This is a genomic window from Chitinophaga pollutisoli (genome assembly GCF_038396755.1).
Lineage (GTDB): Bacteria > Bacteroidota > Bacteroidia > Chitinophagales > Chitinophagaceae > Chitinophaga > Chitinophaga pollutisoli.
In genome coordinates this window covers 2836266-2849207 of record NZ_CP149822.1, presented here as the reverse complement: position 1 = coordinate 2849207, position 12942 = coordinate 2836266, and the positions used below count along the sequence as shown (strand labels likewise).

11 protein-coding genes are annotated in these 12942 nt (G+C 53.2%); 9 read left to right on the top strand and 2 right to left on the bottom strand.

From position 1 onward, the window contains the following. Window positions 1–6: 6 nt before the first annotated feature. The 9 genes from gmk to WJU16_RS11630 all read left to right on the top strand — a co-directional run bounded on the left by gmk (window position 7) and on the right by WJU16_RS11630 (window position 11066). On the top strand, window positions 7–576 hold the full coding sequence (gene gmk / locus WJU16_RS11670) for a guanylate kinase (protein ID WP_341838487.1): 570 nt from the start codon (window positions 7–9) through the stop codon (window positions 574–576). A gap of 54 nt (window positions 577–630) precedes the next feature. After that, window positions 631–1902, top strand: coding sequence for a hemolysin family protein (locus tag WJU16_RS11665; protein WP_341838486.1), 1272 nt, complete (start codon window positions 631–633; stop codon window positions 1900–1902). 623 nt (window positions 1903–2525) lie between these two features. Further along, window positions 2526–3371 carry a twin-arginine translocase subunit TatC gene (gene tatC / locus WJU16_RS11660; protein ID WP_341838485.1) on the top strand — a complete coding sequence of 282 codons (846 nt, stop codon included), beginning with the start codon at window positions 2526–2528 and terminating at the stop codon, window positions 3369–3371. A gap of 48 nt (window positions 3372–3419) precedes the next feature. Next, window positions 3420–3878 carry a ribose 5-phosphate isomerase B gene (gene rpiB / locus WJU16_RS11655; RefSeq protein WP_341838484.1) on the top strand — a complete coding sequence of 153 codons (459 nt, stop codon included), beginning with the start codon at window positions 3420–3422 and terminating at the stop codon, window positions 3876–3878. 124 nt (window positions 3879–4002) lie between these two features. Beyond that, window positions 4003–5514 carry a M28 family peptidase gene (locus WJU16_RS11650; RefSeq protein ID WP_341838483.1) on the top strand — a complete coding sequence of 504 codons (1512 nt, stop codon included), beginning with the start codon at window positions 4003–4005 and terminating at the stop codon, window positions 5512–5514. Window positions 5515–5631: 117 nt separating this feature from the next. Beyond that, a complete protein-coding gene (locus tag WJU16_RS11645) occupies window positions 5632–7965 on the top strand; it encodes a UvrD-helicase domain-containing protein (protein WP_341838482.1) in 2334 nt (777 codons plus the stop codon). A 61-nt stretch (window positions 7966–8026) separates the two neighbouring features. Continuing rightward, window positions 8027–8488, top strand: coding sequence for a regulatory protein RecX (locus tag WJU16_RS11640; RefSeq protein ID WP_341838481.1), 462 nt, complete (start codon window positions 8027–8029; stop codon window positions 8486–8488). 74 nt (window positions 8489–8562) lie between these two features. Beyond that, on the top strand, window positions 8563–9354 hold the full coding sequence (locus tag WJU16_RS11635; RefSeq protein ID WP_341838480.1) for an amidohydrolase: 792 nt from the start codon (window positions 8563–8565) through the stop codon (window positions 9352–9354). 35 nt (window positions 9355–9389) lie between these two features. Then, window positions 9390–11066 (top strand): glycosyltransferase family 39 protein, encoded by a 1677-nt coding sequence (locus WJU16_RS11630; protein ID WP_341838479.1) that lies wholly within the window; start codon window positions 9390–9392, stop codon window positions 11064–11066. A gap of 60 nt (window positions 11067–11126) precedes the next feature. Here the strand turns inward: WJU16_RS11630 and thiL are convergent, their stop codons facing one another. Next, window positions 11127–12155, bottom strand: coding sequence for a thiamine-phosphate kinase (thiL, locus tag WJU16_RS11625; RefSeq protein WP_341838478.1), 1029 nt, complete (start codon window positions 12153–12155; stop codon window positions 11127–11129). A gap of 2 nt (window positions 12156–12157) precedes the next feature. After that, window positions 12158–12931: an inositol monophosphatase family protein gene (locus WJU16_RS11620; RefSeq protein WP_341838477.1), complete on the bottom strand. Its 774-nt coding sequence runs from the start codon at window positions 12929–12931 to the stop codon at window positions 12158–12160. Window positions 12932–12942: the final 11 nt, after the last annotated feature.

Here is a 12942-nt window from a genome sequence, read left to right as displayed (position 1 = left end):
AGAATCATGGCATCCAACAAAATCATCATTATCACCGCACCGTCCGGAGCGGGTAAAACCACCATCGTTCGCAAGCTGCTGGCTGAAATGCCCCAGCTCGCCTTCTCCATTTCCGCCGCCACCCGATCGCCCCGCGAAACGGAAACGCACGGGAAGGATTACTATTTCATGTCGCCCGAAACCTTCCAGGAGCATATCGAAAAGAACGATTTCGCGGAGTATGAAATGGTATACGCCGGTAAATATTACGGCACCCTCAAGAGCGAACTGCAACGCATCTGGACGAACGGGCAAACGCCGATGGTGGACATCGACGTGAAAGGCGCGCTGAGCATCAAAGAGAAATACCACGCCTCTGCCATGACCATCTTCATCCAACCGCCGTCGCTCGACGCACTGCGGGTACGCCTGAGCGAACGGGGCACCGAATCGCAGGCGAGCCTGGAGGAAAGGTTGGGGAAAGCGCGGTACGAGCTGTCTTTTGCCAAAGAATTTGACTATATTGTTGTAAATGAAGTATTGGAAACGGCCTATGCGGAAGTGAGGAAACTGGTGGAGAACTTTTTGGCCCGTTAATCGTTATTGATTGGCGCGGCTGAAGTCGGAGGCCCCATTAAAACATATATCTGGATGGATATTTACACGATCGTTTTACTGGTTTTAGTGATACTGCTGGCGGGATTCTTCGCCGGGATGGAAACGGCGTTCGCGAATGTGAACCGGCTGAGCATCGAACTGAAGAAAAAGCAAGGGCGCGTGGCCGGGAAGATCCTGGCCGGGTTCAGTGAACATCCCGCCAAGATCCTGGCTACAAGCCTAATCGGTTTAACGATCAGCATCGTGATATACAGCATGCTGGTAGCGGGCTGGCTCGATCAGCTGTGGCTGGCGATCTGGAAATCGGAAGAGCAGGTGGCGAAGTTTGTGGCGCTGACGTTGTTCATCGAGATCTGCGCTGCTACTTTACTGGTGTTGTTCTTCGGGTTTTTCATCCCGCGGAGCATTTTCCGCAGCCGTCCGGAGGCTTTGCTGAGTTTTTTCGCCTGGCCCATTTCTTTCCTGTCGAAACCTTTTTACGTGATCGGCGCCATGCTGGAGTCGATTTCGGAGTGGATACTGAAGTACCTGTTCAACGTGCGCATCATCGAGAACAAGAGCTCGTTTTCGCGGGTGGACGTGGAATTTTTCACGCGGCAAAGCCAGCAGCACATGGGCGAGAGCCAGGAGCTGAACACGGAATTGTTCGAAAACGCCCTGAGCCTGGTGCATGTGAAGATCCGGGGCTGCCTGATCCCGCGGAAAGAGATCGAAGCGTTGGAGATTACGGCTTCGATTGAAGACTGCCGGAAGAAATTTATCGAAACGAAGCTGTCTAAAGTCATCATCTACGAGCAAAATATTGACAATATTCTCGGATACGTGCACCAGCTGGACATGTTCAAGAACCCGAAAGACATCAGTACGGTAATCCATCCGATCCTGGCGGTGCCGGAAACGATGAGCGCGATCGACCTGTTGGGGAAATTCAACAAAGAGCGGAGAAGTATCGCCTGGGTGGTGGACGAGTTCGGCGGAACGGCCGGTATTGTTACGATCGAGGACGTGCTGGAGGAAATTTTCGGGGATATCAAAGACGAGCATGACGTGGAGGAGTTCGTGGAGCAGCAGATTGCGGAGAAGGAATATATTTTCTCCGGCCGCCTGGAGCTGGATTACCTGAACGAGCGTTATGGATTTGATTTCCCGGAAGACGAGAGCGAGACGCTGTCGGGTTATATTATTTCGCATTATGAGACGATCCCGCGGTTGAAGGAGCGGATTATCATTGACAATTACGAGTTCGACGTACTGAACGTAACCGATACGCGGATCGAGATGGTGAAAATGAAGATCCTGGATTAAGGGGAAACCGGCCTGATTGTTGCTGTAAATTAGACAAATTGCTGGTTTCGCCGGCTGCCGGGGTGAGCGCGTGAAACTTTACATCCGGGTTAAGGAGCATCAGGTTTGATTGATAGTAAAGGTGTTGAAGAACGATTTCAGTAGAGTTTAATTTTATATATAATATCATCTTTGCAAAATCGTTTTTTACAAGAGTGGTAGAAAATTAACACGGGCGGGAGTGTGATAGGTGCTGTTACGTAACACAATAATTTGATTTTTGTTAAAAGGTTGTAAAAAACTTTGTTGTAACATTGATAATACGATATTTCTTTCTATTTTTGTTTTAGAAAATTGAATGCTTTAGTAACGGTTGCGACTTACATCTGAATAGCTTGCCATGAAAGGATGCAAGTTTCAATCTAACAGAAGCGAATAAAGACATTCTCGAATTCAACTTTTTTGGGGTTAACAAACAATGGATGAAAGGCCGGCTCTTGATTCTTCTCGGGCTGGCTCTTTTTTTTGCCCTAAATCCTCCTCCTCGTACTTTCTCGTATTTTTCTTATTACCTTAGCCCACATTTTTTATCACATTCAACTCTTCGGGGCATGTTATATTTGTGCTCCTGATTCTGATACCGCATGCTAAAGAAGTTATTTTCACAGAACGAGGACAAGGCAGAGATGTCGTTTTTCGACCACCTGGAAGAACTCCGGTGGCACCTGGTCCGCTCCGCCGCAGCGATTGTTATCGTGAGCATCCTTGGCTTCGTATTTACCGACTGGATCCTTACAAAAGTGATATTCGGCCCCACGCAGGCCGGGTTCCCCACCTACCGCTTGCTTTGCTCCGTCAGCCATGCACTGGACCTGGGCGACAAATTGTGCATCATGCCGCCGGAAATCGTTTTCCAGAACACGAAAATGGCCGGCCAGATCATGCTCCAATTCAAGCTGGCGATGATCATCGGTATTATCGGCGCATTCCCTTACATATGCTGGGAGTTGTGGCGCTTTATCCGTCCGGCCCTGAAGGATAATGAAGCCAAAGGTTCGAAAGGGGTTATCTTCTGGGTGAGCCTGCAGTTCCTCATGGGTATCGCCTTCAGCTATTTCCTCATCGCTCCGTTCATGATCAACTTCCTCGCCAGCTACACCGTGTCTGACGTGATCAAGAACGACTTCTTCATCGACGATTATTTCGGGCTGATGTCGCAGATCATCCTCGGGATGGGCGCGTTGTTCGAAATGCCGATACTTGTGTACTTCCTCACCAAGCTGGGCATCCTCACGCCTACCTTCATGCGGAACTACCGCCGCCACGCCATCGTGGTGATCCTCATCCTGGCGGCCATCATCACCCCGCCCGACGTACTGGACCAATTACTCGTTTTCGTACCTTTATACCTGCTGTATGAAGTGAGCATCCTCATCTCGGCCAGAACATACGCGAAGAAAGAGAAGGAAGAAGTGGAAGAGTGGTCGTAAGATAAAATAGCAACGCAATACACCAACACCAAAATAAACCCATAGGGTATGGAACAGACGACATTTGATCTTGCCTTGCCGATCGCCATCGGATCGGACCACGCAGGGTTCGAGTACAAGGAAGAAGTGATTTCCTATCTCGAAGGAAAAGGGATCACGGTAAAAGATTTCGGTACGCATTCGGCGGACTCCGTGGATTATCCGGATTTCGCGCATCCCGTTTCCAGCGCCGTGGAAGACGGAACGCATGCCTTCGGCATCCTCATCTGCGGCAGCGCCAACGGTGTAGCCATCACGGCCAACAAGCACCAGGGCATCCGCGCGGCGATCTGCTGGGGCGACGAACTGGCGCGCCTGGCCAGGAGCCATAACGATGCGAATGTGATCTGCATCCCGGCGCGCTTTGTGAGCGTGCCCACCGCCACCGAAATGGTGGATATATTTGCGGCAACGCCTTTCGAAGGCGGCCGTCACGAAAACCGTGTTAAGAAAATCGCCTGCATGTAATTCGCAGACCGGCGTTTTTTCGAAATATCTGTAAGAAAGAGGCTGTGCAAGCAGCCTCTTTTTATTTGAGTGGTAGCGGTGGCTACTGCCGTAAACCTTAATTTTAGCGCATAAAAACCTGCCAATGAAGAAACAATCCATGCTGGCCTGTCTCCTGGCCGTAGGGACCGCCGCTTGCGCACAGAAAGCCGCCACGCCGCTGAAGCGCTCCGCTGCTACGTCCTACGCCGAGACCATTACGCCCGCCAAGCTCAAGAAACACCTGTTTATCGTAGCCGGCGACGAAATGGAAGGCCGCGAAACCGGCAAAGCCGGCCAGTATAAAGCCGCCAAATATATCATCGAGCAGTTCAAGGCAGCGGGGCTCCAGCCCGGCGCCGGCAACGGGGAATGGGAACAGCCGTTCACGTTGTTGCAGGATACCCTCAACCAAAGCTCCATCCAGGCCGGCGGTAAAACCTTCACATTCGGCCAGGAATATTACGGCTCCGTGAAAGAGCTCACCAACCAGCAATTAGGCGCCACACCCGCCTTCTTCGCCGGTTTCGGCGTTGTCAACGACGCGATGGACCCCTACAAAGGCGCCGGTTCTTCTGAGAAAATCGTTGTGATCGCGGATACAGAAGGGAAGGGAACGCCCCTCACCGACCGGCTCCGCACCGCCGCCAACCACGGCGCCGTAGCCGTGTTTGTAGTGAGCGAACGTGCCAACCTGGGCGGCCGCGGTGGCTCCCGCATGCGTCGCACCGGCCTGTACTGGCCCATGATGAAAAACATGGAGTACATCCCGAACAGCTATTTCGTGTCGCCCGAGGTGGCGTCGGCTATTTTCGGCAAGCAATGGCCCGAACTGCTGGCAGCCGCCAAAGCCGGCAACACCACGCCCGCAACCGGGCAGGTATCGGCGCTTGCATTCAGCAAAGGCACCGAAGAAATCAAATCCAGCAACGTGCTCGGCATCCTGCCCGGTACCGACCTGAAAGACGAATACGTTTTCCTCACCGCGCACTACGACCACATCGGCGTGATCGACGGGAAGATCCATAACGGGGCGGACGACGATGGCTCCGGCACGGTGGCCATTATCGCTATGGCGGACGCTTTCATGAAAGCGAAGAAAGCCGGGAAAGGCCCCCGCCGGACGGTTGTGTTCATGACCGTTTCGGGCGAGGAAAAGGGGCTCCTGGGCTCGCAATACTACACCGATCATCCCATCTATCCCCTCGCGCAAACCGTTACCGACCTGAACATCGATATGATCGGGCGGATCGACGACGAGCACAGGCAGGATACCAACTATGTGTACATCATCGGCGACGACAAACTCAGTTCCGACCTCCGCCCCATCAGCGAAGCGGCCAACGCGCACACCGGGCTGAAGCTCGATTACAAGTACAACGATCCCAATGATCCGAACCGTTTCTACTACCGTTCCGACCACTACATGTTCGCGCAGCACAAAATTCCCATCATCTTCTACTTCAACGGGGTGCATGAGGATTACCACCGCGCGGGCGACAAACCGGAGAAAATCCATTACAACCTGCTCGCGAAACGCGCCAAACTGGTGTTTTACACCGCCTGGGAGGTAGCCAACCGGCAAGATCGCCTGAAGGTGGACAGGAATGAAAAATAATCACGAAGAACGGCCTCCGGGCCGTTTTTTTATGCCCTGAAACGGGCCAGAGTTATCCACTTATTTCGTGATCCGGCCGTCAATCCGTACTTTTACGCTCTGCAAATTTTTTCAGTGATGAGTGCAAACTATTTAGACGGCCTGAACGAACGGCAACGGGAAGCGGTGATCACCTTACAGGGTCCCGTGATGATCATTGCCGGCGCCGGATCGGGCAAAACCAAAGTACTGACGACGCGGATCGCCCACCTGATGCGTAACGGGGTGGACGCTTTCAATATACTTTCCCTGACGTTTACCAACAAAGCCGCCAAGGAGATGAAGGAGCGCGTGGAGAAGATCCTGGGCAGCAACGAGGCCCGCAATCTCTATATCGGCACCTTCCACTCCGTGTTTGCCCGCCTCCTGCGTTCGGATGCGCCGAAAATGGGATATCCCAGCGATTTCACCATTTACGATGCCGACGACGCCAAAAGCGTGGTGAAAACCATCATCAACGAGCTGAACCTCGACGACAAGCATTACAAACCCAATCTCGTATACAACCGCATTTCCGCGGCGAAGAACAGCCTCATCGGGCCGGAAGCGTACCAGGTGGACTACTACCTCCAGCAGGAGGACCAGCGCGCCAGCCGTCCGCTTACCGGAAAGATCTACGACTTGTACGTGAAACGCTGTTACAAGAACGGCGCCATGGACTTCGACGACCTGCTGTTCAAGATGTACCAGCTGCTGAAGGGCTTCCCCGACGTGCTCGCGAAGTACCAGCACAAGTTCAAGTACATCATGATCGATGAGTACCAGGATACCAACCCCGCCCAGTATGAGATCGTGAAACTGCTGGGTGCGGTGCATGAAAATATTTGCGTGGTGGGAGATGATGCGCAATCCATCTATTCCTTCCGCGGCGCCACCATTCAAAACATCCTCCAGTTCGAAAAGGATTATGACGATGTGAAAGTGGTGAAGCTGGAGCAGAATTACCGTTCCACCAAATCCATCCTCGGCGTCGCCAACGAAGTGATCGCGAAAAATAAGGGGCAGATCGAAAAGAACCTTTGGACCGACAATGTGGAAGGCGACAAAATCAAACTGGTAAGGACCAATACCGATAACGAGGAAGGTAAATCCGTAGCGGATACCATCGCCGAACTGAAGCTGCGCAACCACTTCGCCAACCGCGACTTCTGCATCCTCTACCGTACCAACGCCCAGAGCCGTTCTTTCGAGGAAAGCCTCCGCAGGCAGGCGATCCCTTACCGGATCTTCGGCGGCCTTTCGTTTTACCAGCGTAAAGAGATCAAGGACTTCATCGCTTACCTGCGGATCATTTCCAACTCCCGCGACGAAGAAGCCCTCAAGCGCATCATCAATTATCCTGTACGCGGTATCGGTAAAACCACGCTTGAGAAAGTCGCAATTATAGCCAACGACCAGAATATCACTTTCTGGGAAGTGCTGGAAAGGGCGAGCGAGTTTGGTTTCAAAGGCGGCACCCTCGAAGCCATCGCCAACTTTGTGATCATGATCCAGAGCTTCCGCGTGATGCTCGACAAACACAACGCCTACGAAGTGGCGGTGCAGGTGGGTAAGAGCACGGGAATTGTGAAGGAGCTTTTCAACGATAAAACCACTGAAGGCCTTGCGCGTTACGAGAACGTGCAGGAACTGTTGAACTCCATCAAAGAATTCACCGAAACGCCCACCGAAGACGGTGAGCTGCTCGACGATAAATCCCTCGGCATATACCTCCAGCAAATCACCCTGCTCACGGACGCCGATAATACCAACGATGAAAACAGCGACGTGGTGAAGCTGATGACGATCCACGCCTCCAAAGGGCTGGAATTCCCGGTGGTTTTTAACGTGGGGCTGGAAGAAGGATTGTTCCCGAGCGGGCTTTCCATCAATTCCCGCGAGGAACTGGAAGAAGAGCGCCGCCTGTTCTACGTGGCCGTGACCCGCGCCAAGAGCCGTCTTTTCATCACCTACGCCAACAGCCGCTACCGTTTCGGGCAGCTGCAGCAGAACGAACCGAGCCGTTTCCTGGAAGAAATTCCTGAAAAATACCTTGACCGCAGCTATGCCGGCGGCGGCCTCCGCAACAGCGGCGCCATGGGCGGCGGCGCTTCCTGGGGCAATATGTTCGACAAGCGCAAGGCGCCCGGCGCAGCTGCCGGTCCTTCCCGCCCTGCGCAGCAGGAGCCCCGGCCCCGGGTGATTTCTTCTCCCACAGCGGCCAACCACACGCCTTCCGCCAACTTCACGGCCGATGATCCGGCAACCATGGAAGTGGGCATGGATGTGGAGCACCAGAAATTCGGCTTCGGCAAGATCATTGGCCTGGAAGGCGCGCCCAACAACCGTATTGCCACGGTGATGTTCCCTAAGGCGGGCGGCGAAAAGAAAATCATGCTCAATTACGCCAAATTGATGATCGTCCGGCAGTAATTTCGCGGATACAATATTCACCAGGCCGGCCCGATAAACGGCCGGCCTTTTTTTGCATACCATGAGCAGCAGCGATATAGAAAAGTTGCGCCACTACTGCGCTTACCAGGAACGGTGCCACTCTGAAGTAAAGGAGAAATGCCGCGACCTGGGGCTTTACGGCGACGCCGCCGACGAAGCCATCGCGCAGCTGGTGCAGGATAATTTTTTGAATGAAGAACGATTCGCCCGCGCCTACGCCGGCGGGAAGTTCCGGATGCGGCAATGGGGCCGCAAGAAGATCAGCCTTATGCTGAAACAGAAGCAGGTGTCAGATTACTGTATCCGCAAGGGTTTGACGGAAATCGACCCGGAAGAATACGACAAGGTGCTGCGCCACCTGGCGGAGCGGAAATATGCCAGCCTGAAGGGAGAACAGCCGATGAAACGCACCTGGAAAACGTTGCAGTATCTCCTGCAAAGGGGCTTCGAGCAGGATTTGTCGCGGGAGGCTATTGAAGAAATTTCAAAAAAAGCCGAATAACGCTGCATCATTTCAAAACTTTCTAAGTTAATGCGGCGTAAATTTGAGGTCGAATTCCTGGAATCCATAATTGTATGTCAGATTTAACCGTTTCGCTCGTTCAGGCGAATTTGCATTGGGAAGATATCGCGGCCAACCTGGCCATGTTCGATGAAAAGATCGACGCGATCAAAGAAAGGACGGAAGTGATCATCCTACCGGAAATGTTTTCCACCGGTTTCAGCATGCAGCCCGAGAAGCTGGCGCAAACCATGGATGGCAGCGCCGTTCAATGGATGAAGCAGAAAGCGAAACAGAAAAACGCCATCATCACCGGGAGCCTCATCATCGAAGAAGAAGGCCAGTACTACAACCGCCTTATCTGGATGCTCCCCAACGGGCAATTCGGACAATACGACAAGCGTCACCGTTTCGGTTTCGCCGGAGAAGATAACCACTACGAAGCGGGCGGCAAACGTCTCATTGCCTCGGTGAAAGGCTGGAAAATCTGCCTGACCGTGTGCTACGACTTGCGCTTCCCCGTTTGGAGCCGCAATACCATCAAAGAAGACGGCCAGCCGGAATACGACGTGCTTGTGAACGTAGCTAACTGGCCCGAGCGCCGCAACGTTCCCTGGAAAGCCCTCCTGCAGGCGCGCGCCATCGAAAACCAGTGCTACATGATCGGCGTGAACCGCGTGGGCAACGATGGCAACGACATCTACCACAGCGGCGACACCAGCCTCATTGACCCCGTCGGCGAAATCATCTACCAGCGGGCGCACGAAGAAGACGTATTTACGTACACCCTTTCCCGTCAGCACCTCGATGAGCTGCGCGGCAAATTCCCCTTCATGAAAGACGCCGACCGGTTCATGATCCTTTAAGAAATAGCGGGGGATTTGGCTAACTTCGCCCCACTATGATCCGCTTTTTTACGAAGAACCAGTACAAAAACACGGTGCTGGCTATCTGGGCACTGCTTGCGATCGTCCAGGCTTGTTTTACCGAGCTGATGGACGATGAAGCGTATTATTGGGTATATTCGCGCCATCTCGACTGGGGCTATTTCGACCACCCGCCCATGATCGCGCTGCTGATCAAAGCCGGCTACGCGTTGTTCCATAACGAACTGGGCGTGCGGCTGGGGATGGTTGTGCTGAATGTAGGTACGCTCGTGTTGACCGACAAGCTGCTGTCCGAAAAGAACAATACCGTTTTTTACCTGCTGCTGGCGTGTTTGGGAGCGATGCAGCTCGGGGGGATCCTTGCCGTCCCGGATATTCCGCTGATCTTTTTCGCCGCTTTATATTTTTATCTCTACCGCAACTTCCTCGCCGCTCAAAACTGGAAAAACACGCTGCTGTTGGGTTTGAGCATGGCGCTGATGTTTTACAGCAAATACCACGGGGTGCTGCTGGTGTTTTTTACCGTGTTGTCGAACCTGCACCTGCTGAAACTGCCGCGATTCTGGGCAGCGGTGCTTATTACTACCGCATTGTTCTTCCCGCACCTGTACTGGCAATATGCGCACGACTTCCCCTCCGTCCAATACCATCTTTTCGAAAGGAACGCCAAAGCTTATCATTACAGTTTTACGCTGGATTATCTGGCGGGGCAGTTGCTGCTGTTCGGGCCGCTGGTAGGTTGGCTGGTGTTGTATTATGCTTTCCGGGTGCCGGTGAAGGATAGTTTCGAGCGGGCGATGAAGTTTTCGCTCGTGGGGGTGCTGGCGTTTTTCCTGTTGAGCACCTTTAAAGGGCGCGTGGAGGCCAACTGGACGGTGATGGTATTTACGCCGGCGATGGTGCTCGCGCACCAGGGGATTGTTCGGCAGGGGTATTCGCTGAAGGTATTCAAAGCGCTCTGGATCCCGACGTTGGTTTTGGTGGCGGTGGTAAGGCTGTATATGATGTGGGACTTCCTCCCGGGAGTGCGCATCCGCCCCGAAATCCACCACAACCGCGAATGGACGGCCGTAGTGAAGGAGCAGGCGGGCCAAAGGCCGGTTGTATTCCTCAACAGTTACCAAAAACCGTCGAAATACATGTTTTACCAGGGCGAATCCGCTTATAGCCTCAATACCATCAAAAACCGCCGGAGCCAGTACAATTTCTGGCCGATGGAGGAAGGTTTATGGGGGAAAACGGTTTGGTTGTCGACAGATAACGGAGATTATTTCCGGGAGAGCCAGGGGATTAAGACCTCGCAGGGAGCTTTCTTCGGGCGGGAAATACAAGATTATCATTCTTACAGCCTGCTACAGCTGGTGCCGGCGCAAAGGGAGTTCCACCGTACGGAAGCACAGCGCGGGCAACCGGTGAAATACCGGTTTGCAGTGAAGAATTACTATGGCAAGGCGGTACCGGTGGTGGGAGATGGTCCCAGGTTGCGGTATTTGATTTCGGAAGAAGGGATGCCGCCGGTGGTGTGGGATACGGATGTGTACCTGAAGGATTTGGTGGGGAGGGATTCCGTAGATATCGAGATTCCCGGTTCTAAGATGGCGGGCCGGTACAAGATTAAATTGGGATTGGATGCGGTGGAGGGACAGGACCCCACGCACAACAGTCCAGTTTTTAAAATAGTAGATTTTTAGACTAAAAAAGCCCGGTTCTCACTTCGAACCGGGCTTTTTTATATTTATAGCGATTTTACACTATTTGAAAGCGTTCCATCCCTGGGCGGTGATTTCATGTTTGTTTCCCCCTCGGGTAATGATATGCGCGCCTTCTTCCGGGCCGGTGATGTACCCGATCACGGCGATTTCTTCATTTAGTACGATTTTATCATAATCTGCCTGTTTCATAGTGAACAGGAGCTCATAATCTTCGCCGCCGCTGAGGGCGCAGGCGGTGGGATCGAGGCCGAATTGCATGGCCATCTGGCGGGCATCGTCGTGCACGGGGATTTTATCTTCGTACAGTACGCAACCAACTTCGCTCTGGCGGCAGATGTGGAGGATTTCGGAGCTGAGGCCGTCGCTCACATCCATCATCGAAGTCGGGATGATCTCTTTTTCGGCGAGGAAGGCGACTATATCCTGGCGGGCTTCCGGTTTCAGCTGCCGGCCGATGATATAAGTTTGATTTTCAAGGTCTGGCTGCACTTTCGGGTTCTCCAGGAAGATCTGTTTTTCACGTTCCAGGAGGGTAAGGCCGAGGTATGCGGCGCCGAGGTTGCCGGAAACGCAAAGGAGGTCGCCTTTTTGGGCGGTGGAGCGTTTTACGAATTGCCCGGGCGCTACTTCACCGATCGCCGTGACGCTGATAATGAATCCTTTCTGGGAGGAAGTGGTATCTCCGCCGATGAGGTCTACGTTGTAGCGTTCGCAGGCCGCGTAAACGCCATCGTAGAATTCGTCGAGCGCTTCGAGAGAGAAGCGGTTGGAGAAGGCGATGCTCATCGTGACCTGGGTGGGCACGGCGTTCATCGCGTAAATATCGGAGAGGTTGACAATCACAGATTTATACCCCAAATGTTTCAGGGGGGTATACATCAGGTCGAAATGGATGCCTTCCACGAGCATATCGGTGGAAACGACGGTTTGTTTGCCGAAGTGATCGATCACGGCGCCATCGTCGCCCACGCCGAGGATGGTGCCGGCGTTGCGGATTTCGAAATTGCGGGTGAGGCGGTCGATCAGGCCGAATTCGCCAAGGTCGTTTATTTCAGTTCTTTCTTCCATGATTATTGAATATTGTTGATCGCTTCCAGCATGCCTTCGTGAATGTGGCCGTTAGTGGCGAGGATATGCGGTTGGTAGGGGGAATAGGCGTTTCCTTTGAAATCGGTCACTTTTCCTCCCGCTTCCTGGACAATGAGATACCCGGCCGCGGAGTCCCATGGGTTGAGATGGTGTTCCCAGAAACCGTCGAACCTTCCGCAGGCAACCCAGCACAGGTCGATGGCGGCGGAGCCGAGCCGGCGGACGGGGAGGCCTTGCTGCACGAACGACTGGAGGGTGGCGAGGGGATTGGTATCTGAATTTTCGAATTTATAGGGAAAACCGGTTACGAGGCAGGCGTTGGCGAGGTGGGGTTTGGAGGAAACGGAGATTTTCTTGTCGTTGAGCGTGGCGCCGAACCCTTTCTGGGCGAAGAAAAGCTCGTTCATGATCGGGTTGTACACGGCTCCGAGGATCATTTCACCGTCCTGTTCCACGCCGATGCTTACACAGCAAAGGGGGATGCCATGCGCGAAATTGACGGTACCATCGATGGGATCGATGATCCATTTAATGGTGGACGCGGTTTCGAGGGAACCGGCTTCTTCGCTGAGGATGAAATGGTCGGGGTAATCGCCCCGGATAACATCGATGATGGCGGCTTCGGCCTTTTTGTCGGCTTCGGTCACCAGGTCGTTGACCGTACTTTTGTGAGAAATCGTGAAAGTACCGTTAAAATATTCCTGCAAAACTTTTGCCCCGGCTTCAGTAGCTTTGAGTAACGTAGTTTTCAACATGGCGCAAATGT